This window comes from Streptomyces thermocarboxydovorans (assembly GCF_039524635.1).
GTDB lineage: Bacteria > Actinomycetota > Actinomycetes > Streptomycetales > Streptomycetaceae > Streptomyces > Streptomyces thermocarboxydovorans.
Map to the genome: position 1 here is coordinate 1 of NZ_BAAAGU010000069.1, position 23,819 is coordinate 23,819.

The following is a 23,819-nucleotide window of genomic DNA, read 5'->3' on the forward strand; positions in this document are numbered from 1 at the left end:
CCGCCACCTCCTACGAAGCAGCGGTCTCGCTCGCGTCATTCCTACTCTGGGCAAGATCCGTTTGAAGACGGACCCTAAGTACTACGGGCGCGTCTCCGGCGGCGTCATGAACTTCACCGACGGGTCGGGCGCCGTCGTCACCAGCTTCCAGAAACCCGACGCCTCCTCGGTGTTCGGCTGTCACGGCAAGCTCGACGCGCCCAACGACCAGGTGCGCGGGCCCATCTCGCGCACCCTCTGCGCCGGCTTCAACCGCACCACCCTGCTGGTCAACCCCAACCAGCCCGACCCGGACGCCGGCGCCTTCTACAAGGACGGCGTCACCAACCACTACGCCCGCGCCATCCACGCCCACATGGCCGACGGCAAGGCCTACGCCTTCGCCTTCGACGACGTGGGCAACCACGAGTCCCTGGTGCACGACGGAAACCCGCAGGAGGCACGTATCACTCTCGAGCCCATGAACTGACCGACCCCCTCTGATGCAACTGGCGCATCTCCAGGAGCCGGCGCGCGCCCCACTCTCGCCGTCCGCCTGGCGCATGTGCCGCAGCACCGGGAACCCGCCGTGCGCCGCTCGCCCCGACCGGGGCGGCGCACGGCGGGTCTGTCGTCACGGTCGGAAGCGAGCCGGTGACGACCCGTCAAATGGATCCCTCCCTCCGTAGCCAATTCCCTTGTATTTGGCAAGCATTGACTGTTCGTCAGTTTGCGAATCAACTACAACTTTACCTTTCCTTGGTGTAGCCCACCCGCGGATTACGTGAGCCTCAGGAGCACAGGGCGGTGACTCCAGTCCCATCAGCACCACCTGGCCCTGGTGTCACCGCTCCCCCCACGTAGGTGAAAGGCAACAACGAACAGATGACAGTGAATCGCTTGCTGCGCCACGGCGGTCGTGCCATGGCACTGACGGCCGCCGTGCTCGGCACGGTCGCCGCGACCGCCGTGCCCGCCGCAGCCGACGACGACCAGCCCACCAGGGAGCAGATCCTCGCCGACTGCGCCTCCGGCGAGGGCCAGTGCACCTTCAACGACCCGAAGATCGGCGAGGCCTTCCTCGGCGAGGCCCGCCAGGTGTCCGACCTGCTCTACAACTGCTCCTCCTCACCCGCCTCCCAGACCCTGAGCTGGGCCGACACCGTGGGCTCCAGTCACTCGGTCGGGGGCTCGGTCACGGTGAGCGGCGGCCTCGAGGGCATCATCAGCGCCAGCCTGACCGCGACGTACAACTACACCTGGCAGAGCAGCCACACGGAGACCAGCACCGCCACGGTGACCGTGGCGCCGGGCGAGGTGGGCTGGATCTCCCGCGCCCAGGTCATGCAGCGCATATCCGGTACCTGGCAGACGCACTACGAGGACCGGAAGTGGGACCACTACTACTGGTTCGTGGACGACGTCATCACCAGCCCCGCGCCCAACGGCACCGACGGCAAGCGCAGTGCGGTGATGGTCAAGTCCCGCAAGATGACCGCCGAGGAGAAGAAGGCCTGCGCCTCCGAAAAGGCCGCCTCCGGGGACCGGGTGTTCACCCGCGCCTCCTGACGACGGCCGGACCCCGCCCGTGCGGCGGGGTCCGCCACTGCCGCCCACCGGAATGCACGGCGGCCGTCCCCTCAGCCGCCCTCAGGGCTGGTGGCTCACCCCGTGGCGCCGGGGCGTGCCCGGAAGGCGTCCGCGTGCTCGGCCGCCCACTGGTCAGCTTCTGTCCGCAAGGGCGATCGGGCCGGTCATGCCTTGCGGCCGACTCCTGCGAACATGGCGACCTCCGCGGGGGGTTCGCCGTCGACCGGGGTCGCATGCCAGCGATTGCAGGAGACCACCCCCGGCGGCAGCAGCTCGAGACCGTCGAAGAAGCGCTCGACGGCCTCCGGGGTGCGCTGGGTGAGCTTCGGGGTGCCGTGGGCGTTCCAGAACTCGACCGCGGCGTCCACGTCCGGCATGTCCGGCCGGGTGATCGTGTGGGAGAGCACCAGATGGCTGCCGGAGGGCAGCGCGTCCATCAGCCGGCGGACGATCCCGTACGCCTCGGCGTCGTCCTCGACGAAGATGACCACCCCGAGCAGGATCAGCGCCACCGGCCGGCTCAGGTCCAGGGTCTTCCCGGCCCGTTCGAGGATGGTGCCGACGTTGCGCAGATCCTCCTCGAGGTAGTCGGTGCGGCCCTCGGGGGTGCTGGTCAGCAGGGCCTCGGCATGGGCGAGGACGATCGGGTCGTTGTCCACGTAGACGACACGGGACTCCGGCGCGAGCCGCTGCGCCACCTCGTGGGTGTTGTCGGCGGTGGGCAGACCGGTGCCGATGTCGAGGAACTGGCGTATGCCGCACCGGGTCACCAGATGGCTGACCGCCTCCTTGAGGAAGGCGCGGTCCGCGCGGGCGTACTCGCCGATGCCGGGGTGCAGTGCGCGGATCTGCTCGCCCGCCTGCCGGTCGACCTCGTAGTGGTCCTCGCCGCCCAGCCAGTAGTTCCAGATCCGTGCGGTGTGCGGCTGACCGGTTCTGATCCTGCCCTCGGCCATCCGGTGTGCTCCTCGTCGTACGGTGGGTTCAACTGCCAACCTACCGAACGATGTTGACGCCACCGGCGCCGATCCCCGGCTTCCCGCGGGGCCGGGCAACGATTACGAGGGAGGGGGTGGCGAGCGCGGGGGAGAAGCGGATGAGCGCGCGGGGAAGGGGCGGCGGCGCCGTTCTGCCCGAGGCCCGCCGGCGCCGTCACCTCATGTCATCGAGCGCAGCCCACATCCAGAATTTCGATCACATCACCGTGCCGGGTGTACACCAGCCAGCACCAGTCGCCGAACGCGGCGGCCAGATCCGATGCCTGGGTCTCCCGGTCCCCGGCCACGGCCCCGATCAGCGTGATGATCTCCTCGTGCACCTCGTCCGGGACGTCGAACAGGACGCTTGCGGCCTGCTGGACCATTTCCACTTTCATTACGCCTCCCGCGGACAGCAGGAGCAGTTCAAGAGGTCTGACCAGCATAGTCCTCCGGACGGACAATCCTCCTTGACAAGCAGAGACTCAAGTTTTATTCAGGTGACGTAGGCAACCCAGGTCCGTGGTCGCAGTGCGCAGGGGCAGGAGGTGGCCTGAATGAACGTGCCGGACCTGTACGCGGTGCTGGGGGTGGAGCCCTCGGCGACGGTCGAGGCGATCACCTCCGCGTTCCGCCGCCGGGTGCGGGAGCTGCGCCCCGACACCAGGGTGGACGCCGTGACGGCCGAGGAGTTCGGGCAGGTCCGTGCGGCCTACGAGACGCTGCGCGACCCGGAGCGGCGCGCGGCCTATGACCGTACCCACCGGGAGACGCGCCGCAGGCCACCGGTCCCGCCCCGCCGCTACGCGGCCGACCTCCTCGGTGCGCCGCCGGCAGAGCCGCCCCTGCGTGCGGGACCGGTCCGGTACGAGCCCGGCAGGTGACCCGAGGGACCGGTCCGCAGAACGTGCACAGGGCATGTTCGAGGAAGGAGAGTCCAGATGGCCCGTTCGGTCGGTATCGATCTCGGTACGACGAACTCGGTGGTCTCCGTCCTGGAAGGCGGCGAGCCCACCGTCATCACCAACACGGAGGGCGCCCGCACCACCCCGTCGGTCGTGGCGTTCGCCAAGAACGGCGAGGTGCTGGTGGGCGAGGTCGCCAAGCGGCAGGCCGTGACGAACGTGGAGCGCACCGCGCGGTCGGTCAAGCGGCACATGGGCGATCACGACTGGCGGTTCCCCGAGCACGGGGACATCGACGGCAAGCGGTACACCGCACAGGAGATCTCCGCCCGCGTTCTGCAGAAGCTGAAGCGGGACGCCGAGGCGTACCTGGGCGAGGAGGTCACCGATGCCGTGATCACCGTCCCGGCGTACTTCGACGACACCCAGCGGCAGGCCACCAAGGAGGCCGGTGAGATCGCGGGGCTGAACGTCCTGCGGATCATCAACGAGCCGACGGCCGCCGCCCTGGCGTACGGCCTGGACAAGGAGAACGACCAGACGGTCCTCGTCTTCGACCTCGGCGGCGGCACCTTCGACGTGTCCCTGCTGGAGATGGGCGAGGGCGTCATCGAGGTGAAGGCCACCAACGGTGACACCCACCTCGGCGGTGACGACTGGGACCAGCGGATCGTCGACCACCTGGTCAAGCAGTTCAAGAACAACTACGGCGTCGACCTGTCCAAGGACAAGATGGCCGTGCAGCGGCTGCGTGAGGCGGCGGAGAAGGCGAAGATCGAGCTCTCCAGCTCGACCGAGACGACCATCAACCTGCCCTACATCACCGCCTCCGCCGAGGGCCCGCTGCACCTCGACGAGAAGCTGACCCGCGCCCAGTTCCAGCAGCTGACCGCCGATCTGCTGGAGCGCTGCAAGGCCCCCTTCCACAACGCGGTCAAGGACGCCGGGATCAAGGTGTCCGACATCGATCACGTCGTCCTGGTGGGCGGCTCCACGCGCATGCCCGCCGTCACCGACCTGGTGCGCGAGCTGACCGGCAAGGAGCCGCACAAGGGCGTCAACCCGGACGAGGTCGTCGCCGTCGGCGCCTCCCTCCAGGCCGGTGTGCTCAAGGGCGAGGTCAAGGACGTCCTGCTGCTGGACGTCACCCCGCTGTCCCTCGGTATCGAGACCAAGGGCGGCATCATGACCAAGCTGATCGAGCGCAACACCACGATCCCGACCCGCCGTTCGGAGATCTTCAGCACCGCCGAGGACAACCAGCCGTCGGTGACCATCCAGGTCTACCAGGGCGAACGGGAGATCGCGGCCTACAACAAGAAGCTCGGCATGTTCGAGCTGACCGGCATCCCGCCGGCGCCGCGCGGCGTGCCGCAGATCGAGGTCACCTTCGACATCGACGCCAACGGCATCATGCACGTCTCCGCCAAGGACCTCGGCACCGGCAAGGAACAGAAGATGACGGTGACCGGTGGCTCGGCGCTGCCGAAGGAGGAGATCGACCGCATGATGCGGGAGGCCGAGCAGCACGCCGAGGAGGACCGCAGGCGCCGCGAGGCCGCCGAGACCCGCAACCAGGCCGAACAGCTCGTCTACCAGACCGAGAAGCTCCTGAAGGACAACGAGGGCAAGATCCCCGCCGACGCCAAGAGCGAGACGGAGGCGGCCCTGGGCGACCTGAAGGAGAAGCTCAAGGACGAGAACGCCGACACGGCGACGATCCGGCAGGCGGTCGACCACGTGGCGCAGACGGCCCAGAAGATCGGCTCGGCCCTGTACGCGCAGGCACGCCCGGAGGGCGCGGCCACCGGAACCTCCTCCACCTCCGGGGGCGGTGACTCCGGCGGCGACGACGACGTGGTGGACGCCGAGATCGTCGACGACGACAAGTCGGAGGCGAGCTGACGATGGACCGGGACGGGCTGCGGACCCAGGACGCCGCCCAGCTGAGGCGGCTGCTGGAGGAGCGCACGGCCGACCTGCAACGGGTCAAGGCCGAGTACGACAACTACCGCAAGCGGGTGGCCCGCGACCGCATGGCCGTCCGCACCGTGGCGGCGGCCAACGTTCTCCGCGCGCTGCTGCCCGTCCTCGACGCCGTCGACCGCGCCTGCGCGCACGAGGAGATGACGCCCGGCCTCAAGGAGATCGCCGACACGCTGCGGGACCGGGCGGGGTCGCTGGGCCTGCAGGCGTTCGGCGAGGTGGGCGACCCCTTCGACCCCGCCCGCCACGAGGCCGCGGCCTTCCACGCCGATCCGGACGCCACCGAGATGATCTGCAGCAAGATCCTCCGCCCCGGCTACCGCCTCGGCGACGAACTGCTGCGCCCCGCCTTCGTGGAGGTGACGGGCCCGCCGTCGGAGCAGAGCGGGAAGAGCGGCGGGGAGAGCGAGGAGACGCCACCCGCCGCCGACGACACCGGGACGGACCGGACGGACGGGCAGGACCATTCCGGTGGCGGGCGTTCTGCCGCGCGGGAGCGTGCCGGCGGTCGGGACGGTGTGCAGGACCGGTCCGGCGAAGTGCCGCCCGGCGCGCAGAAGCGTTCCGACGGAGAACGGGCGGACGCTGAAAGCCGGCCCGGCGAAGGGCGATCTGCCCCGCAGAAGCGTTCCGGCGGAGGGCAGCCGGTCCGCCCGGGACGGGCGCGCCCGCAGCAGGTCATCCACGGACCGTGGCCGGACCCCTGAGCCCGGTCGCGGGAGTGCGGCGTGACACTCGCCCGGAGGCGGGGCAGGATCTTGGCCGACCGGCAGTCAGGTACCCCTCCGACCCCTGAACACGGAAGGCCGAGCCGCCCATGCCCCGCCCCATCGCCACCAACACCCGCGTCGACCTCGACGGCCTGCTCGAGTTCGTCCGCCCGCGCCACCGCGCCCTGATCATCACCCGCCGCTCCGACGGCTCGCCGCAGGCGTCGCCGGTGACCTGCGGTGTGGACGACGCCGGGCGCCTGGTCGTGTCCACCTACCCCGAACGGGCCAAGACCCGCAACGCGCGCCGCGACCCCGCGGTCAGCCTCGTCGTCCTGTCCGACGAGTGGAACGGCCCCTGGGTGCAGGTCGACGGGGAGGCCGAGGTCCTCGACGTCCCGGAGTCCGTGGAGCCGCTGGTGGAGTATTACCGCAACATCTCCGGCGAGCACCCGGACTGGGACGAGTACCGCAAGGCGATGGTGGAGCAGGGCAAGTCGCTCATCCGCGTCACCCCACGCCGCTGGGGGCCGGTCGCGACGGGTGGATTCCCCGCCCGTCTCGCCGGCTGACCGCACACGACCGCGCGCTTCCGGGCATTCCCGCAAATCCGCCGATACGTTCCTTTCCGGTTCATTCGGGCCTCAGTTGTTCGACGCATCAGCGGAAAGGAACGCAGTCACGTCTCCCGTCGATCCCGAGCGCGCGCCCGATCCCGCCGCGGTCAGGCGCCACCCGGTTCTGTTCCGCGCCGTCCGGCGCCGGCGGAATCCGCGGCTGCGCCGGTCGGACATCACCGTGACGGACGAGCGGGCGGTCAGACGCGCCGTCAAGGCCGCCTCGCTCGGCAACACCATGGAGTGGTTCGGCTTCGGCATCTACGCCTACCTGGCCGGCACCATCGGCCGGGTCTTCTTCCCCTCCGGGAACGAGACCGCCCCATTGCTGTCGTCCTTCGCCACGTTCGCCGTCGCCTTCCTGGTGCGCCCGCTCGGCGGCATGGTGTTCGGGCCGCGACCGACCTCTCCGCCTCGCTCTTCGGCGGCACCACCCCGCTGGTCATCACCGCCCTGATCAGCGTGACCGGCTCGGACATGATGCCGGCGTACTACTCGATGGCCGCCGCCCTGGTCGGCGTCATCGCGGTCGCCTGCATGAAGGAGACGGCGCGGCGCCCCCTGGAGGGCTCGCCGCCCTCGGTCCAGACGCCCGGGGAAGCGGCGGAACTGGTCGAGTCGCAGGCACCGACGCCGAAGTTCTGAGCCTGCGCCGGCGCCGCAGTCGATTCCCGCCACGGCAGGCGTGAGTGAGAGGGCCCCGGGCGGAGCAGAATGCCGATGCGCGTGAGTCGGTGTCAGGAACCCGACAAGCGCGCGAGGTTCGTTCCGTCCGTCCGCAGCCGACCCTGGAGATGGCATGCAGCCCAGTTCCCGGCGCGCCACCGGCGCCAGACGTGCTCTCGCCGCCGTCGTCACCGCACTGGCCCTCGCCGCGGCAGCCCCGTCACCCGCCTCCGCCCAAGGAACGGAGGACACCCACGCAGTGAAGGGGCGTCAGGTCCCGCTGCGGGTGGCGACCTACAACATCCACGCCGGAGCCGGCCAGGACAACGTCTTCGACCTCGACCGCACCGCCCGGGCGGTACGCGACCTGCACGCCGACGTCATCGGCCTGCAGGAGGTCGACGTCCACTGGGGCGCCCGCAGCGACTTCGTCGACGAGGCCCGCGCCCTGGCCGAGAAGCTGCGGATGCGGGTCTTCTTCGCCCCCATCTACGACCTGGACCCGGCCACCGAGGGCGGCAAGCGCCGGCAGTACGGCGTGGCGATACTGAGCCGCCACCCGGTGCTGGACGCCGAGAACCACGAGATCACCCGGCTCTCCACCCAGACGCCCGACCCGGTGCCGGAACCGATGCCCGGATTCGCCGAGGTGGTGGTCAAGGTGCGGGGCGTCCCGGTCCACGTCTACTCGACGCACCTGGACTACCGGTCCGACCCGTCGGTCCGTGCCGCCCAGGTGCGGGACATGCTGGCGGTGCTGGCCGAGGACCGGGGCCCGAAGATCCTGGTCGGCGACTTCAACGCCGAGCCCTCGGCCCCCGAACTGGCCCCGCTGTGGCAGCGGCTGCGGGACGCGGCCCCCGACGGCGGCGGCACCTACCCGGCCGCCGCCCCGGTCAGGCGCATCGACCTGGTGACCGTCTCACCCGGTGTGACCGTGGCCGGTGCCCGCACGGTCGCGACGGACGCCTCGGACCACCGCCCGGTCGTCGCCGACCTGAGACTCCGCGGGCACCACCACTGACACCCCGCGGCACGAGGACCTCGGGCGAGGAGCCCAGGGGTCACTCCTGGCCGGAGACGCTCATCTCGCCCAGCAGCGACCAGTCGTCCTGCGGGACGGTCGTATTGACGATCCGGGGCGTCTCGGCCAGGTGGGGCGGCAGCGTCTGCTGCGCCTTGCGGAAGTGCTCGGACTGCACATGGGCCGCCCCGGCCTCGTCGTCCCGGAAGGCCTCGACGAGCACGTACTCCGTGGGGTCCTCCACGCTGCGGGACCAGTCGAACCACAGACAGCCCGGCTCCTGCCGGGTCGCCGTGGTGAACTCGGCGGTGATCTCGGGCCACTGGTCGGCGTACTCGGGACGGACGCGGAACTTTGCGGTGATGAAGATCATCGGTCTCCCTGGTCGTTCGCGGTTCACCATGATCGTAACCGGCCGGGGTCGCCGGGCCGCGGCATCAGGCCGGCAGGATGCGCAGGCGCCGGGGCTGCTCCGCCGCGGCCCCGGGCCGTGGCAGGCCCCGGCGGCCGGGTGTGACCGATCCCAGGATGCTGGGCCGGCGGGCACCGGTGCACGCCGGAATGGTGCCGTTGAGCCCGTGCACGGTGAGGAACCCCAGGACGGCGAAGGCGTACGCCTCTTTGGCGGCCGACGGCAGCCCCAGCTCGTCCGAGGTGTGCAGCGGGACGCCGCCCAGCTCGGTGCGCAGCATGGCCATCAGGGTGGGATTGCGGGTGCCGCCTCCCGAGGCGACGACCTCGCCGGCCCCGGCCGAGCGGACCGCGTCGGCGACCGTGCGGGCGGTGAGCCGGGTGACGGTGGCCACCACGTCCTCCAGGGGGAGCGGACCGCGGGCGCTCAGCGCGTCGCGCAGATAGGGCCAGTGGAACAGTTCCTTGCCGGTCGTCTTCGGCGGCCGTTTGGCGTAGTACGGCTCGTCGAGGAGCCGGCGCAGCAGGGTCTCGTCGACCCGGCCGCGCGCCGCCAGAAGCCCGTCCTCGTCGTAGTCCATCCGGCCCTCGGTGAGGGCGTGAACGGCAGCGTCGGCGAGGGCGTTGGCGGGTCCTGTGTCGAAGGCCACCGGGTCTCCTGCCGCGCCCGCGACGGTGAGGTTGGCGATGCCGCCGAGGTTCAGCGCGGCGGACACTCCGGGCCGGCCGCGCAGCCACAGCACGTCGACGATGCTCACCAGGGGAGCGCCCTGCCCGCCCGCGGCGACATCGCGGCTGCGCAGGTCGGACACGACCGGGCAGCCGGTGGCCTCCGCGATCCAGGCGGGCGACCCGATCTGCAGAGTGCCCTGCACCCGGCCCTGCTCGACCCAGTGGAAGACCGTCTGGCCGTGCGAGACGACGAGTTCGGCGCGCCCGTCGCACAGCTCCCGGTCGGCCCGGACGGCCAGCTCCGCGAAGACCTGACCGATCCGGGTGTCGAGCCGGCACACCTCGCCCAGCGTGGTCGCCGCCGGCGGCAGCGCACCGGCCAGCGCGCTCCGCAGCTCCTTCGGGTACGGCTCGCTCACCATGCCCAGCGGCCGCAGCAGCAGACTGTCGCCGTCGAGGGCCAGGTCCGCCGCGGCGGCGTCCACCGCGTCGTGCGAGGTCCCCGACATCAGCCCGACGACCCGCATGCCCGCCCCGGACTCCTTGCCGCCGGCCATCAGTTGCGCAGCGCCCGGCGGTGGTCGTCGCCGCGCAGGGTCAGCAGGGCGACGGTGCTGACGGCACAGGTGACGACCACATAGTGCGCGGGGATGTCGATGTTGCCGGTGCGCTTGATCGCCTCGGTGATGATCAGACCGGCGCATCCGGAGAACACCGCGTTGGACAGCGCGTACGCCAGCCCCAGACCGGTGTAGCGGACGCGGGTCGGGAACATCTCGGCGAGCATCGCCGGTCCGGGACCGGCCATCAGGCCGACGACGGCACCGGCGACGAACACCGCGACGCCCTTGGAGGCCGTGGAGGACCCGGGGTCCTGCAGCAGATCCAGCAGCGGGAACGCGAGGACGGCCACGAGCACGGCCCCGGCCACCATCACCGCGCGCCGCCCGACCCGGTCGCTGAGCGCGCCCGCCGGGATGATGGAGGCGGCGAAGCCCAGATTGGCGAGCACGGTCGCGATCAGCGCCTGCTGGAAGCTCGCGTTCAGGGTGCTCTGCAGATAGGACGGCATCACGACGAGGAAGGTGTACCCGGCCGCCGACCAGCCCATCAGCCGTCCGGCGCCCAGCGCGATGGCCTTGGCGACCTCCCGGGCCGGTGCGGCGGTCACCTCCTCCGTGCGCGGGGTGCCCTTCGCCTGAGGGGCATTCTGCGCCTGAAGGCCTCGGTCCTGCGCGGCCCGCTCGCTCGTCCCGGGGCTCCGGTCCCGGGCGGCCCGCTCGAAGGAGGGCGTCTCCTCGAGCCTGAGGCGCAGCCACAGGGCGGCGAGTCCCAGCGGCAGGGTCAGCAGGAACGGCAGCCTCCAGCCCCACCCGTTCAGCTGCGACTCGCTCATCACCGTGGCGAGCAGCGCGGCCATGCCCGCTCCGCCGAGCAGGCCGAGCGCCCCGTGAAGGACTGCCACGCCCCGTAGAGCCCGCGCCGTCCGGGCGGGGCGAACTCCGTCATCACCGAGACCGCACCGCCGAACTCCCCGCCCGCGGACAGTCCTTGCACGATCCGCAGCAGGGTGAGCAGCCAGGGCGCGGCGGCTCCCACCGTGGCGTAGGTGGGCAGCAGGCCGATCAGGGTGGTGGCCACCGTCATCATCAGCACCACCAGGATCAGCGTGGGCCGCCGCCCGATCCGGTCGCCCACCCGCCCGAACAGCGCGGCGCCGATGGGGCGGAAGAAGAAGGCCAGCGCGAACGAGGCGTACGTCTTGACCAGCGCCTCGATCTCGCTGCCGCCGTCCGGGGTGAAGAAGTTGGCGGCGATGATCGTGGCGAAGTAGCCGTAGACCCCGAACTCGTACCACTCGATGAAGTTGCCGACCGAGCCGGCGACCAGCGCCCGTCGTGCCCGTGGTGGTCGAGCGGTTCCCTCGGCGGTGTCGTGCACGGGGGTGGTCATACGGCGCGCCCCTTCAGGGTCTGGATGATGCGGAGGGAAAGATTCCCTGGACTGGCAGTAAGTTTCAGCAGCTCAGGCGAAGCTGTCAATAACTTTCACCAGGGGTGCTGCTCGATCACCGGCCCTTTTCGATCACCGGCTCTGCGATGTGTCCCGCGCTTACCGGGACACGCGGTAGTGCAGGTACACGACCCGGGAGGCGAACGTCCGGCTCTCGACCAGCTCGAGATCCACCTGGCGCTCGTGCCGGGGGAAGAAGGGCGTGCCGCCGCCGACCAGGACGGGGTACACCATGGTCCGGTACTCGTCGATCAGCCCGGCCTTCGCCGCCTCGGCCGCCAGGGTCGCGCCGCCGATCGCGATCTCGCCCTCCCCGGGCTCCGCCCGCAGCCGCTCGATCTCCTCCGCCACGCCGCCGGAGGCGAGGCGGGCGTGCCCCCGCACCTCGCTCAGCGTCCGGGAGAACACCACCTTGGGCAGCGGGTTCCACCGGGAGATCCACTCGCGCTGCGCCTCGTCCAGCGAGGGGTCCTGCGCGGCCGTCTCCCAGTACAGCATCGTCTCGTACAGCCGCCGCCCCAGCAGATGCACGCCGACCCCGCGGATCTCGTCGATCCAGAACCGGAAGATCTCGTCGTCCGGCTCCCCCCAGTCGAAACCGCCGTCCGGCCCGGCGATGTAGCCGTCGAGCGACATGCTCATCGAATAGGTCACGCTGCGCATAGGGGCCTCCTCAGTGACGGGTCCGGCCGTATGACCGTCCACAGTCGCGGAACTCATCGCAGGCCGCACGTCCGCCGGTGACGGCACAATGGGACGCAGCGGTATGAGGTGATTTTTCCCATCATGTCGAGAACGTAGCGGATGTCGATAGACCACAAGGAGAACCGGAGCGTGCGGGAACGGCTGAGTTCCGAGCCGGGGACGCTGCTGGAGCACGGCTCCGTCGCCGTCCTCGGCATCGACGAGCGCGACCGGATCTGCTTCTGGGGGCCGGGCGCCCAGGATCTCTTCGGCTACGACGAAGCGGCCCTCACCGAGCCCGTCGGCCTTCTCTTCGACGAGCACGAGCCGGGCCCCGGCCCACCCGGAACAGCAGCCGGCAGGTATCTCGCCGACCAGGGCCGCACCCTCGGCTACTGGCGCGGCCGGCTCCCCGTGCGGCACCGGGACGGGAGCGTCTTCGACTGCGGCTTCCGCGCCTTCACGATCACCGGCGCCGACGGCAGCACCGTGGTGATGGCCCTGGCCAGCAGAAGCGCGGAGCTGGACCGGGTCAAGACCAACCTGGCGTTCGTCGACGCCCTCTTCGACGCCTGCCCGATCGGCCTCGTCCAGCTGGACCAGGACCTGCGCTACACGCACCTCAACCAGGTGCTCGCCGACATGGACGGCATCACCGTCGAGGAGCACATCGGCCGCCGCATGCCGGACGTCATGGCCCCACGCGACCCCGCCGGACTGGAGCGGCTGCTGCGCGGCGTGGCCGAGCACGGCCGCTCCGTCGTCGGCCACCTCGTCCCCGTCCGGCACGCCGAAGGGGAACGGATCAGGTCCCTGAGCCTGTTCCCGCTCAGCCGGGCCATCGGCACCCGGCCGGGCATCGGCGGAGTCGTCATCGACGTCACCGACCGGGAAGCCGCAATCCTCGAGGCCGCGGAGTCACGCGCCCGGCTCGAACTGCTGGACCGGGCCACCGCCCGGATCGGCACCACCCTGGACGTCAAGGTGACGGCCGGCGAACTCGTCGAGGCCGCGGTCCCCGACTTCGCCGACGCGGCCGTGGTGGAGCTCGTCGACTGGATGGGTGAACCCGAGATCTTCGACCCGGCCATGCCGCTGATCACCCAGCGGATCGCCTCCGGCACGGTGCTGCCGCCGCCCGCCGAGGAACTCGTCGGCGGCGTGGACACCGTCCAGTACCCGCCCGGCTCCAGCATCCACCGCATGCTGAGCACCGGCCGCCCGATCGCCGTCCCGGTGGACTCCGACTTCCTGAGGAGCACGGTCCTGCGCGAGGACCGCACCCGGGTCCTCCTCGAAAGCGGTCTGACCGGCCTGCTCATCGCGCCGCTGATCGCCCGCGGAACCGTCCAGGGACTCACCATGTTCGGCCGCTCCGACGCCCGGCCGCACTTCACCGAGCAGGATCTGCGGCTCGCCGCCGAGCTGTCCGCCCGCGCCGCGCTCTGCCTGGACAACGCGCGCCTGTACACCAGGGTCCAGGACATCGCCCTCACCCTCCAGCGGGCCCTGCTGCCCGCCAGCCTCGCGAACAGCCCCCACGTCGAGATCGCCCACCGCTATGTCCCCGGCAGCCACGCCAGCCTGGTCGGCGGCGACTGGTACGACGCGATCAGCGTGCGCGGCGGGCGGGTCGCCCTCGTCGTCGGCGACGTGATGGGCCACGGGGTGCCCGCGGCGGCGGCCATGGGCAGGCTGCGCATCACCGCCCGGACCCTCGCCCGCAGCGGTCCTGAGCCCTCCGCGCTGCTCGCCGAGCTGGACATCTCCGCCCGGGAGGCGGGCATCGAGCTGGCCACCTGCCTCTACATCGACTACGACCCCGGTACGGGCCGCGCCCGCATCGCCAGCGCCGGCCACCCGCCCCTGCTCGTCCGCTCGCCGGACGGCCGCGTGGAGACCGTCTGCGACACCCCCGGAGTGCCCCTCGGCGTGGGCGGGCACCCCTATCACACCACCGAGATCACCCTGCCCGACGGCGCCGTGCTCGCCCTCTACACCGACGGCCTTGTGGAGACCCGGGACCGGGGTATCGACGAAGGAGTGGCGGCGGCCGCCGCCGTGCTGGGCAGTGCCACGGACGGTCTGGAGGAGACGGCGGACCGCTTGCTGTTCCAGCTGCTGCACGGCCCGCCGGGCGACGACACGGTCCTGCTCCTGGCCCGGGTCCGCCACCGTCGCTCACCGTGACGAACGGACCGGTGCCGCCCCCACCGGGCGATCAGGACCGGACCCGGACCGGACTCATGTCCGTGCCCTCACAGCGCGCGGGCCGCGTACGCCCTGACGTCGGCGTCCACGTCGCCCGTCGCCGTGGCGAGGGCCGCGCGGGCCTCCTCATGGGCGCGGTGCCGGGTCAGCGCGGTGACGGCTGCCTTGCGCACATCGGCGTTCGGATCGGCGAGCGCCTTGGCGAAGTCAATGTGCTCGGCACGCACCACGTCCTGGAGGCCGCACGACGCACCGGCATCCCGTGAACCGCACGGGCGCGGCCTTGACGACCGACCTGCGCAGGAGGTCCAGCCCTCACGAGGCGAACGCGTCCGCGAGCCGGTCGATCAGGGCCGGCGCCGACGGGTGGGGATCGCGGCGCGGCGTGATCGCGTAGATCCCGCGGGTCGGGGGATCCACCAGCGGCACCGTGACGACGTCGGGCCGCAGGGCACGCCTGAGCACCCCGGGGATCAGCGCGATGGCATGACCGGCCGCGACCAGGGCCAGCTTGCCGTGCAGATCGGCCGCCGCGAGATCGATCCGGGGACTGACTCCGGCGCGCGCGGCCTGCCGGCGCAGCAGCGCCGCCGAGCCGTCGTTGTCCTCGACCCAGGTCTCATCGGCCAGCGCCTCGATGGGCAGACGGCCGTCCCCCGCCCGCGGATGACCGAGGCCACGCCACCGGCGACCCCCGCCACTTCCGGGACGCCTTCCTGCCCACCGCCCACATCGAGGGCATCCGGGACGGCACCTTCACCTCCTGGACCCTGGACGAGTACTGCACCCTGTTCCCCGGCCGCCCGGCGTCCGACGAGCCGAGCCGCTCCCGTCGCATCGAGGCCGTCGACGTCCACGGGACCGTCGCGACGGCCACCATGACGCTCCATCACGGGCCGGACACCTTCACCGACATCTTCCTGCTGGTCCGCGTCGACGAGGGATGGCGCATCGCCAACAAGGCCTACCACCGCCGCAGTTCCGACTCCTCGTGACCCCGCAGAAGGCGCTTCGTGACCCCGGGGGAGCCGGGAAGGAGCCTCCTCAGCGCAGCGCTCTCCTCTCCCGCCATGCCTCCCACGAGAGATCCCACTCGCCGTAGCCGTTCTCCGGTGCCACGACAGCTCAGCGAGCAGGGCAGCGAATGACCCCCGGCCCACCGGAGGCCGACTGTCGCAAATCTGTTTCCTTTCCGCAGGGGACGTGAAGACGCCGTGCGCGTACTCTGTGCCCAGTTCTACGGCGTCACCGCACCGCGACCGAGGCGAGCCGGCCCTGCCCTGCGCAGGGCCGGCCGCCGACGACCGCTCCGCGGTGCGAGGGGGGGAGCAGACTTGACGGACACCACTTCCCACATCCGGGCGGGCTCGGTCCCACCGGTGGTCGCGGCGCGGTGGGCGCTGGGCACCTTCCTCGTGCTCAACCTGCTCATCGTCGAGACCCTCTTCATCACCGAGGGCAGCGGCAAGAACGGCACACTCACCGTGGCCAAGTTCTTCGGCCTCCATGCCGCACTGCTGCTGCTGTTCCAGCTGCTGCTGATCGCCCGGGTGCCCTGGCTGGACCGGCGCATCGGCATGGACCGGCTGACCGTGTGGCACCGCTGGACCGGCTTCACCCTGCTCTGGGTCGTTCTCACGCACGCCTTCCTGGTCGTGCTCGGCTATGCGCGGCTCGACGACGCGTCGATGACCAAGACGTTCTTCGCGCTGGCCGGGGTGCCCGCATCGCTGCTCGGCATGCTGGCCGCCGCGATCCTGGTCGCGATCGCGGTCGTGTCCACCCGGGCGCTGCGCAGGCGGCTGCCCTACGAGGTCTGGCACGGCCTGCACCTGCTGATCTACCTGGCCCTGGGGCTGGCGTTCGTCCACCAGCTCGAGGAGACGACCACCTTCACCTCCTCCAGCTTCGCGGAGCTGTACTGGTGGACGCTGTGGCTGCTGGCCTTCGGCGCGCTCGTCGTCGGCCGGATCGTGATCCCCGTGTGGCGCAACGCCTGCCACCGCTTCCAGGTCTCGGCCGTGATACCGGAGTCGCACGACGTGGTGTCGGTCTACGTCACCGGCCGCCACCTCGACCGATTCCCCGCCAGGGCCGGGCAGTTCTGCATCTGGCGGTTCCCCGGACACCGGAACTGGTGGCTGGCGAACCCGTTCTCCCTGTCGGCGGCGCCGGACGGCCGCTCGCTGCGCCTGACCGCCAGGGCCGTCGGCAGCGGAAGCGCCGGACTGCGCCATCTGCCGGTCGGGACCCGGGTGTTCGTGGAGGGCCCCTACGGCGCGTTCACCTCCCTGCACCGCACGCGGCCCGGCGCCCTGCTGATCGCCGGCGGCGTGGGCATCACACCCGTCCGGTCCCTGCTGGAGGAGCAGAGCGGCGACGTCGTCGTCCTCTACCGGGTGCGCACCGAGCAGGACGCCGTACTGGTCGACGAGATGCGCCGGCTCCTCGCGGTACGCGGCGGACGGCTGCATCTGCTCACCGGCCGCACCGGGGAGGGCGCCCGGCCGTTCGAGCCGGAGAACCTGCACGCCCTGGTGCCCGACATCACCGAACGCGACGTCTACGTCTGCGGCCCGCCCGCCATGACCTCCGCGGTCCTCGGCGCCCTGCGCCGCCTGAACGTCCCCGGCCGCCAGGTGCACGCCGAGAAGTTCGGCATGGCCTGAGACCGGCTCCGCCTGTCACACCGGAGAGGTGTCCCCGGACCCCTGCACCGCAGGCCGGGGGCACCTCTGCGCTTTGGACAGGGCATTCCGCCGAGACAGCAGCACTCGCCCTCCCGACCCAGGCCGCAACCCGCCCCCTGTGACGGACCTCACCACCCACGTCATACCTACCGGTCGGTACCCTCGTCGTCATCCGGAACGACAGGAGCCGTCATGTCTGCGACCAACCGTCAGATCCGCCTGGCAGCCCGCCCCGTCGGCGACGTCAAACCCGAGGACTGGGAGCACCGCTCGGTCCCCGTGGAGGAGCCGGGCCCCGGCCAGTTCGCCGGCCGGACGCTCGTCATCTCCCTGGACCCCGCCATGCGCGGCTGGCTGGACGACCGGCCCTCCTACCTGCCCCCGGTCGGACTCGGCGAGGTGATGCGCGCCGGATCGGTCATCGAGGTCACCGCCTCCAACCACCCCGACTACCGGCCCGGCGATCACGTGGTCGGCACCTTCGGCGTCCAGGAGTACGTCGTCTCCGACGGCAAGGGCGCGATGAAGGTCGACACCTCCCTCGCCCCGCCCTCCACCTACCTCGGCGCGCTGGGCATGCCCGGCATGACCGCCTACTTCGGCCTCCTCGACGTGGGCGCGCTGAAGGACGGCGAGACCGTCGTGGTGTCCGGGGCCGCCGGCGCGGTCGGCAGCCTGGTGGGCCAGATCGCCAAGGCCAAGGGCTGCCGGGTCGTCGGCATCGCCGGAGGACCCGAGAAGTGCGCCCTGCTCACCGGCGAACTGGGCTTCGACGCGGCGATCGACTACCGCGCCGAGGACGTGCGCAAGGCGCTGCGCCGCGAGGTGCCCGACGGCATCGATGTCTACTTCGACAACGTCGGCGGGGACATCCTCGACGCCGCCCTGACCCGGCTGGCCATGCACGCCCGCGTGGTGATCTGCGGCGCCATCAGCCAGTACAACAACTCCACCCCGGTCCAGGGCCCCTCCAACTACCTCACCCTGCTGGTGCGCAGGGCCCGCATGGAGGGCTTCGTCGTCTTCGACTACGCCAAGCGGTACGCCGAGGCCGCCCGCGACATCGCAGGCTGGATCCAGGACGGCCGCATCAAGGTCAAGGAGCACGTCGTCAAGGGAACCGTGGACGACTTCCCCGACACCCTGCAGATGCTCTTCCGCGGCGAGAACATCGGCAAGCTCGTGCTCGAACTGACCTGAACACCCACGAGACCGGCGGCGCCGGGCCCGCGATGACGGCAAGCGACGCGGCCCCCATAGGGTGCCCTCATGTCTGCCCGCCTGAACTCCGCGAGAACCCGCGCCGCCCTGCACACCTCGGCGCGCGTGTCCGGGGAACTGCTGCTCGTCATCGTGCTGTCGGTGGCCGTCCTCTGGCTCCTGGGACGGATGTGGCCCGTGGTCTGGCCGCTCGTCATCGGCCTGCTCCTGACCACGCTCACCTGGCCGCCGACCCGCCTCCTGCTCCGGCGCGGCCTGCCACCGGCCCTGGCCGCGTCGCTGGTGACCGTGCTCTTCCTGCTGCTCGGCGCCGGCACGGTCGCGCTGATCGCCGTGCCGGTGGCGTCCCAGTCGGGAGAGCTGGCCGACGGAGTGGTCGCCGGCATCGACCGGCTGCGTGAGTGGGCGGCCGGGCCGCCGCTGAACATCGGCGAGGACCAGATCGCGGACGCCCTGGACTCGGCGGCGGCCCGCGTCCAGGACAGCGCCGGAAGCATCGCCACCACCGCCGTCACCGGCGTCACCACCGTGTTCAACGGCGTGGTCACCGCCGTCCTGGCGCTGTTCCTGATGTTCTTCTTCCTCAAGGACGGCCCGCGCTTCCTGCCCTGGCTTGAGCGTCAGCTGCCCGGCCGCCTCGCCACCGACGTCCCCGCCGTCGCCGCACGCTGCTGGAACACCCTGGGCGCCTTCGTCCGGTCCCAGGCGCTCGTCGGCCTGATCGACGCCGTCCTCATCGGCCTGGGCCTGTGGTTCCTGGGCGTGCCGCTGGTCCTGCCGCTCGCGGTCCTCACCTTCGTGTCCGCGTTCGTGCCCATCGTGGGCGCCCTGTTCGCCGGCCTCGTCGCAGTACTGATCGCGCTGGTCTCCAACGGCCTCACCGACGCGCTGATCGTGCTCGCCATCATCGTGGCCGTGCAGCAGGTGGAGGGCAATGTCCTCCAGCCCATGATCCAGAGCCGCGGACTCGGCCTGCACGCCGCGGTCGTCCTGCTGGCGGTCACGCTGGGCGGCAGCCTGGCCGGCATCGTCGGCAGCCTCCTCGCCGTCCCCGTCGCCGCGCTGATCGCCGTGATCTGGAACTACCTCCGCGAACAGCTCAGCGACCCGCAACAGGAACCGGACCTCGTCCCAGCCTCCGACGACTCCCTCTGACCGACCGCCCTTCACCCTCCGCCCCGTCCGGGCGCTCCCTCATCGCTCCTGGACGGGGACGGCCACCGCTCCTACGCAGCCCGCCGCCGCCCCACCCTGCGAACCGCCACCCCATACACCCCCGCGAACACCACCACCGGCTCGAAACCGATCACCTGCAACACCCACGGAATGCCGTCCCCGCCCCACTCCGCCGCATACCCGACGGCCAACCCGCAGCCCAGCAGCAGGAGAAACGACCCCGCACTCAGCAGCAGAGCCCACACGACCGCCGACTCCCGCACCCGAGCCCGCTGCCGGGCCGCCTCGGCGAAGGCCGCCGACGGGGAAGCCCACCCCTCACCTCGCGACCGCTCCCACACCTCCACGATCTCCCGCACCGCATCGCTCCTGGCCCCCACACCCCCGGGCAGAGCGAACAGCCTGCCCTCCCGGTCCAGCAGCAACGTCCTGGCCGACGCCGGATTGCGGTCCCGCTCGATGCTCAGCACATCGCACCACGCGGTCCGGCGCGTCCGGAACAACTGCCGCACCGCGATGTGGTCCTCGCACACCACGGTCGCCGCCCGCCAGAACCACACGACACCGGCACACACCAGCCCCACCAGCACGAGCAGGCTCGCCTTGAACATCAGCGGAAGGCCCTCATCCGGCACAACCAACCGCACAAAAAGAACCGCCGGCCACCCCAGCAGCAGGGTCACGAACACCAACGGCCCCGCCCCCAGCCGGTACGTACGCACCACCCGCCCGTCGCTCCCTGCCACCACCGCTCCTCCAGCCGGGGTCCAGCGCTCGAGAAGCCCACGGTAGCGCGCACCCAAGTACGTGCTACCGGCCTGAAGTTGTGCTTTTCTCCTCCGGAGGAAGCCGGTACACCGACACATGGGACGTCGACTCGGCGGTGAACTCGGAACCCCGCCAGTCCGCGTGCCTGGACTCCAGCTCAAGACCTGCCAGCTGCCCCATGAGGTCGAGTTCGGACGGCCAGATGTAGCGATGCGGGCTGCGGTACAACCGCGCCTGCCCGGACTCGTCGTAGTGGAAGTGGTGGGACACCAGGTGCTGGCGCAGGGTGTCGTACGTGTCCAGGCCGATGTAGCCGTCCTCGGTGTGCCACACGGTCGCCGTCCGCCCCGGCGGAAGCCGGCGCAGTTCCGGCACCCCGAGCTCGATCACGAACCGCCCGCCGGGCATGAGATGCCGGGCGGCGTTGCGGAAGCACTGGACCTGCTCCTCCTGGGTGAGCAGGTTGGAGATCGTGTTGTAGACGAGATACTTTGTCCTTGACGAGTCGAAAGTACGCCCCTTAGCGTCCAACTGACTCGCTACGCACAGGGTTTCACCCACTGCACTCCGCAACGACCAGCCGGTGCTGCCGAGGGCCGAGCGCCCTCACACTCAGGCAACCGCCGTGCAGAGCAGAGGAGTTCCGAGTGCGCAACAGACGGATCGTCACATTCGTGGGGGCGGCGACGCTGGCCGGAGCCGTCGGGCTCCTGCCGCTGTCCCCGGCCCAGGCCGCCAGACCCGACCCGGCACCACCGCCCGCGTCGGACTTCCAGAAGGTCACCCTCAACGACCGCCCCGGCGAGCCCATGGCCCTCGCCGTCCTGCCCGACCGCAGAGTCCTGCACACCGCCCGCACCGGCGAAGTCCGCATCCACGATCCCAAGAGCGGCGTCAACTTCCTCGCCGCCGACATGAAGAAGAGCCCCGCCGGCCTCTACCAGCACGACGAGGAGGGCGTCCAGGGCATCGCCATCGACCCGGACTTCCGCAAGAACCACTGGGTCTACCTCTACTACTCGCCCCGCCTGAACACCCCGGTGGACGACCCGGACACCCCCGACGTCAACGAGGGCGACGCACCGGAGTTCGGCAGCCCCGAGGACTTCGCCAGGTCCAAGGGCGTCACCCGCCTGTCCCGCTTCAAACTCAAGGGCAACACACTCGACTTCAACAGCGAGCAGAAGATCCTCGACGTCCCCGCGGACCGCGGCATCTGCTGCCACGTCGGCGGAAAGATCGACTTCGACGGCAAGGGCAACCTGTTCCTGTCCACCGGCGACGACACCAACCCCTTCGCCTCGGACGGCTACGCCCCCCTCGACGACCGCCCCGACCGCAATCCGGCCTACGACGCCCGGCGCACCGCCGGCAACACCAACGACCTGCGCGGCAAGATCCTGCGCATCAAGGTGAAGCCGGACGGCAGCTACACGGTCCCGCGCGGCAACCTCTTCTCCCCGGGCACCCCGAAGACCCGCCCGGAGATCTATGCCATGGGTCTGCGCAACCCGTTCCGCTTCGCGGTGGACGACAAGACGGGCGAGCTCTACGTCGCCGACTACTCACCCGACGCCGGCGAACCCGACCCGGACCGCGGCCCCGCCGGTCACGGCCGCTGGATGGTGGTGGAACGCCCCGCCAATTACGGCTGGCCGTTCTGCGTGACCCAGGACATGCCGTATCAGGATTACGACTTCGCCACCCAGAAGTCGAGCGGCGCCTTCGACTGCAAGGCCCCGGTGAACGACTCCCGGCACAACACCGGCCTGGGCAAGCTGCCGCCGGTGAAGGACGCGCAGATCGTCTACGGCTACGGTGCGTCGGAGGAGTTCCCGGAGCTGGGTACGGGCGGTATCGGCCCGATGGGCGGTCCGGCCTACCGTTACGACAAGCACAACAGGGCGGTCAACCGCTGGCCGGCCTACTTCGACGGGAAGCCGCTGTTCTACGAGTGGACCCGCGACCAGATGAAGGCGATCACCCTCGGCAAGCGGAACGAGGTCAGGAAGATCGAGGACGCCATCCCCTCGATCACCACCGATGGCCCGATCGACGCCGAATTCGGTCCGGACGGTGCGCTGTACGTCCTGGAGTACGGCACCGGCTACTTCGCCGAACTGCCCGAGGCCCAGCTCGCCCGCATCGACTTCACCCGCGGCAACCGCACCCCGGAGCCCAAGGTGAGCGCCGATGTGGTGAATGGCCACAGCCCGCTGACGGTGAAGTTCTCCAGAGCGGGCACCAAGGACGCCGACGGCGACGCCCTCAGCTACGCCTGGGACTTCGACGCGGACGGCAGGGTCGACTCGCGCGAGGCCGACCCGGAGCACACCTACACCGAGAACGGCGTGTACGAGGCCACGCTGAAGGTCACCGACCGCACCGGCCGTTCGGCGTCCGCCTCGGTGCCGATCGTGGTCGGGAACAAGGCGCCGGTGGTCACGCTCACCACGGACCCCGCTCCTGACGGCGGGACACCGTTCCACTGGGGCGACACGGTCAGCTGGGAGGTGGCCGTCGCCGACGACCAGCCGGTGGACTGCTCCAAGGTCACGGTGACCTTCATCCTCGGTCACGACACCCACGGGCACCCGCTGTCCACCAGCAACGGATGCTCCGGGTCGTTCAAGACCTTCGTGGACGGCGGTCACGCCGGCGCGGACAACCTGAAGGCCGTCTTCAACGCCACCTACCAGGACACGCCCCCCGAGGGCCTGCCGTCCCTGTCGGGCAGCGATGAGGTCGCACTGATCCCGGCCGACTGAACCTTCACCTGCCGGGTAGACACACCGGGAGGGACAGGCGGGGCGCCATCGTCACGATGGCGCCCCGCCTTCTGTGTCCGTCCGTGCCGCCCGCAGGGCCTGTCATGCCCCGGGGTGGGGTGCGGTGAGGTAGTGCTGGAGGGTGGGGGCGAGCCAGGCGGTGATCTCCTCGGGGTGCAGGTGGGCCGCGGGCGGGAAGCGCAGGACGTAACGGGTGAGCGCCAGGCCCAGCAGGTGCGAGGACACCAGGGCGGCCCGCACCGGCGCCTGCTGGGGGTCGGGGCAGACCCGCTCCACGAGCGGCAGCAGCTGGTCGCTGAAGATGCCGCGCATGCGTTCGGCGCCGGCCTCGTTGGTGATGCCGACCCGCAGGAGCGCGGTGAGCACCTCGTTCTCCTCCCACATGTCCAGGAAGTGGGTCACCAGCGTGCGGCCGGCCTCGTCGCGGGGGAGTGAGGCCGCGTCGGGCAGCTGCAGGTCGATGGCGACGGCCGCGGCGAACAGGCCCTCCTTGTTGCCGTAGTAGCGCATGACCATGGAGGGGTCGATCTGCGCCTGCTGGGCGATGGCGCGGATGGTGGCGCGTTCGTAGCCGTCGGCGGCGAAGCGTTCGCGGGCGGCGTCGAGGATGGCGCGGCGGGTGGCGTCGGAGCGGCGGGAGGGGGCGGGGGCCTTGCTCTGGTTCATGCCAACGATCGTAGGCCAACATCTGTAGGCCAACAAGTGTTGACACTCGTGCGCACCCCGGCCT

Annotated in this window: 19 protein-coding genes and 7 pseudogenes; 15 read left to right on the plus strand and 11 right to left on the minus strand. The window is 70.9% G+C overall.

Features of this window, described 5'->3' with window-relative positions; genetic code table 11:
* Positions 1 to 76: 76 nt before the first annotated feature.
* A pseudogene (locus tag ABD198_RS26175) lies at positions 77 to 469 on the plus strand (beta-1,3-glucanase family protein); the annotation flags it as partial.
* Between the two features lie 434 nt (positions 470 to 903).
* Positions 904 to 1,548, plus strand: a complete 645-nt coding sequence (locus ABD198_RS26180) for a hypothetical protein (protein WP_344006366.1) — start codon at positions 904 to 906, stop codon at positions 1,546 to 1,548.
* A 185-nt stretch (positions 1,549 to 1,733) separates the two neighbouring features.
* Here the strand turns inward: ABD198_RS26180 and ABD198_RS26185 are convergent, their stop codons facing one another.
* The gene (locus tag ABD198_RS26185) at positions 1,734 to 2,525 is read right to left on the minus strand and encodes an SAM-dependent methyltransferase (RefSeq protein ID WP_344006368.1); all 792 of its coding nucleotides are present in this window, start codon (positions 2,523 to 2,525) and stop codon (positions 1,734 to 1,736) included.
* A 206-nt stretch (positions 2,526 to 2,731) separates the two neighbouring features.
* The gene (locus tag ABD198_RS26190; RefSeq protein WP_344006371.1) at positions 2,732 to 2,932 is read right to left on the minus strand and encodes a hypothetical protein; all 201 of its coding nucleotides are present in this window, start codon (positions 2,930 to 2,932) and stop codon (positions 2,732 to 2,734) included.
* 171 nt (positions 2,933 to 3,103) lie between these two features.
* Here ABD198_RS26190 and ABD198_RS26195 point away from each other — a divergent pair, with 171 nt between their 5' ends.
* The 7 genes and pseudogenes from ABD198_RS26195 to ABD198_RS26220 all read left to right on the plus strand — a co-directional run bounded on the left by ABD198_RS26195 (position 3,104) and on the right by ABD198_RS26220 (position 8,454).
* Positions 3,104 to 3,430 carry a J domain-containing protein gene (locus ABD198_RS26195; RefSeq protein WP_344006373.1) on the plus strand — a complete coding sequence of 109 codons (327 nt, stop codon included), beginning with the start codon at positions 3,104 to 3,106 and terminating at the stop codon, positions 3,428 to 3,430.
* A 57-nt stretch (positions 3,431 to 3,487) separates the two neighbouring features.
* Complete coding sequence (gene dnaK / locus ABD198_RS26200; protein WP_344006375.1) at positions 3,488 to 5,356, plus strand: molecular chaperone DnaK; 1,869 nt, start codon at positions 3,488 to 3,490, stop codon at positions 5,354 to 5,356.
* A gap of 2 nt (positions 5,357 to 5,358) precedes the next feature.
* On the plus strand, positions 5,359 to 6,144 hold the full coding sequence (gene grpE, locus ABD198_RS26205) for a nucleotide exchange factor GrpE (protein WP_344006377.1): 786 nt from the start codon (positions 5,359 to 5,361) through the stop codon (positions 6,142 to 6,144).
* Between the two features lie 110 nt (positions 6,145 to 6,254).
* Positions 6,255 to 6,719 (plus strand): PPOX class F420-dependent oxidoreductase, encoded by a 465-nt coding sequence (locus tag ABD198_RS26210; protein ID WP_344006379.1) that lies wholly within the window; start codon positions 6,255 to 6,257, stop codon positions 6,717 to 6,719.
* Positions 6,720 to 6,795: 76 nt separating this feature from the next.
* Positions 6,796 to 7,161 (plus strand): annotated as a pseudogene (locus tag ABD198_RS30815) (MFS transporter); the annotation flags it as partial.
* A gap of 65 nt (positions 7,162 to 7,226) precedes the next feature.
* Entirely contained in the window at positions 7,227 to 7,409 is a 183-nt protein-coding gene (locus ABD198_RS30820; protein WP_425580557.1) for a hypothetical protein, read from the plus strand.
* 154 nt (positions 7,410 to 7,563) lie between these two features.
* Entirely contained in the window at positions 7,564 to 8,454 is an 891-nt protein-coding gene (locus ABD198_RS26220) for an endonuclease/exonuclease/phosphatase family protein (RefSeq protein WP_344006381.1), read from the plus strand.
* A gap of 40 nt (positions 8,455 to 8,494) precedes the next feature.
* Here the strand turns inward: ABD198_RS26220 and ABD198_RS26225 are convergent, their stop codons facing one another.
* The 4 genes and pseudogenes from ABD198_RS26225 to ABD198_RS26240 all read right to left on the minus strand — a co-directional run bounded on the left by ABD198_RS26225 (position 8,495) and on the right by ABD198_RS26240 (position 12,213).
* Positions 8,495 to 8,827 carry a putative quinol monooxygenase gene (locus ABD198_RS26225; RefSeq protein WP_344006383.1) on the minus strand — a complete coding sequence of 111 codons (333 nt, stop codon included), beginning with the start codon at positions 8,825 to 8,827 and terminating at the stop codon, positions 8,495 to 8,497.
* Between the two features lie 64 nt (positions 8,828 to 8,891).
* Positions 8,892 to 10,064: an anhydro-N-acetylmuramic acid kinase gene (locus tag ABD198_RS26230; RefSeq protein WP_344006385.1), complete on the minus strand. Its 1,173-nt coding sequence runs from the start codon at positions 10,062 to 10,064 to the stop codon at positions 8,892 to 8,894.
* Between the two features lie 29 nt (positions 10,065 to 10,093).
* Positions 10,094 to 11,490 (minus strand): annotated as a pseudogene (locus ABD198_RS26235) (MFS transporter).
* 159 nt (positions 11,491 to 11,649) lie between these two features.
* Positions 11,650 to 12,213: a dihydrofolate reductase family protein gene (locus ABD198_RS26240; RefSeq protein WP_344006387.1), complete on the minus strand. Its 564-nt coding sequence runs from the start codon at positions 12,211 to 12,213 to the stop codon at positions 11,650 to 11,652.
* A 171-nt stretch (positions 12,214 to 12,384) separates the two neighbouring features.
* Between ABD198_RS26240 and ABD198_RS26245 the strand changes: the two genes are divergently transcribed.
* On the plus strand, positions 12,385 to 14,424 hold the full coding sequence (locus ABD198_RS26245; RefSeq protein ID WP_344006389.1) for a SpoIIE family protein phosphatase: 2,040 nt from the start codon (positions 12,385 to 12,387) through the stop codon (positions 14,422 to 14,424).
* Positions 14,425 to 14,492: 68 nt separating this feature from the next.
* On the opposite strand, the pseudogene ABD198_RS26250 reads toward ABD198_RS26245, so the two are convergent.
* A pseudogene (locus ABD198_RS26250) lies at positions 14,493 to 14,648 on the minus strand (HEAT repeat domain-containing protein); the annotation flags it as partial.
* Between the two features lie 112 nt (positions 14,649 to 14,760).
* Positions 14,761 to 15,117, minus strand: a pseudogene (locus ABD198_RS26255) (LysR substrate-binding domain-containing protein); the annotation flags it as partial.
* Here ABD198_RS26255 and ABD198_RS26260 point away from each other — a divergent pair.
* The 4 genes and pseudogenes from ABD198_RS26260 to ABD198_RS26275 form a co-directional block, all read left to right on the plus strand.
* Positions 15,117 to 15,440: pseudogene (locus ABD198_RS26260) on the plus strand (nuclear transport factor 2 family protein); the annotation flags it as partial. The pseudogenes ABD198_RS26255 and ABD198_RS26260 sit on opposite strands and share 1 nt — an antisense overlap.
* A gap of 339 nt (positions 15,441 to 15,779) precedes the next feature.
* Complete coding sequence (locus ABD198_RS26265; protein WP_425580558.1) at positions 15,780 to 17,114, plus strand: ferredoxin reductase family protein; 1,335 nt, start codon at positions 15,780 to 15,782, stop codon at positions 17,112 to 17,114.
* A gap of 213 nt (positions 17,115 to 17,327) precedes the next feature.
* Positions 17,328 to 18,335 carry an NADP-dependent oxidoreductase gene (locus ABD198_RS26270; RefSeq protein ID WP_344006391.1) on the plus strand — a complete coding sequence of 336 codons (1,008 nt, stop codon included), beginning with the start codon at positions 17,328 to 17,330 and terminating at the stop codon, positions 18,333 to 18,335.
* 69 nt (positions 18,336 to 18,404) lie between these two features.
* Positions 18,405 to 19,511 (plus strand): AI-2E family transporter, encoded by a 1,107-nt coding sequence (locus ABD198_RS26275; RefSeq protein ID WP_344006393.1) that lies wholly within the window; start codon positions 18,405 to 18,407, stop codon positions 19,509 to 19,511.
* A gap of 71 nt (positions 19,512 to 19,582) precedes the next feature.
* Here the strand turns inward: ABD198_RS26275 and ABD198_RS26280 are convergent, their stop codons facing one another.
* Together ABD198_RS26280 and ABD198_RS26285 are read right to left on the minus strand one after the other, a co-directional pair.
* Complete coding sequence (locus ABD198_RS26280; RefSeq protein WP_344006396.1) at positions 19,583 to 20,215, minus strand: PH domain-containing protein; 633 nt, start codon at positions 20,213 to 20,215, stop codon at positions 19,583 to 19,585.
* A 127-nt stretch (positions 20,216 to 20,342) separates the two neighbouring features.
* Positions 20,343 to 20,789, minus strand: a pseudogene (locus ABD198_RS26285) (SAM-dependent methyltransferase); the annotation flags it as partial.
* Positions 20,790 to 20,947: 158 nt separating this feature from the next.
* Here ABD198_RS26285 and ABD198_RS26290 point away from each other — a divergent pair.
* Positions 20,948 to 23,068 (plus strand): PQQ-dependent sugar dehydrogenase, encoded by a 2,121-nt coding sequence (locus tag ABD198_RS26290; RefSeq protein ID WP_344006398.1) that lies wholly within the window; start codon positions 20,948 to 20,950, stop codon positions 23,066 to 23,068.
* Positions 23,069 to 23,170: 102 nt separating this feature from the next.
* Here ABD198_RS26290 and ABD198_RS26295 read toward each other — a convergent pair whose 3' ends face one another.
* The gene (locus ABD198_RS26295) at positions 23,171 to 23,755 is read right to left on the minus strand and encodes a TetR/AcrR family transcriptional regulator (RefSeq protein ID WP_344006400.1); all 585 of its coding nucleotides are present in this window, start codon (positions 23,753 to 23,755) and stop codon (positions 23,171 to 23,173) included.
* Positions 23,756 to 23,819: the final 64 nt, after the last annotated feature.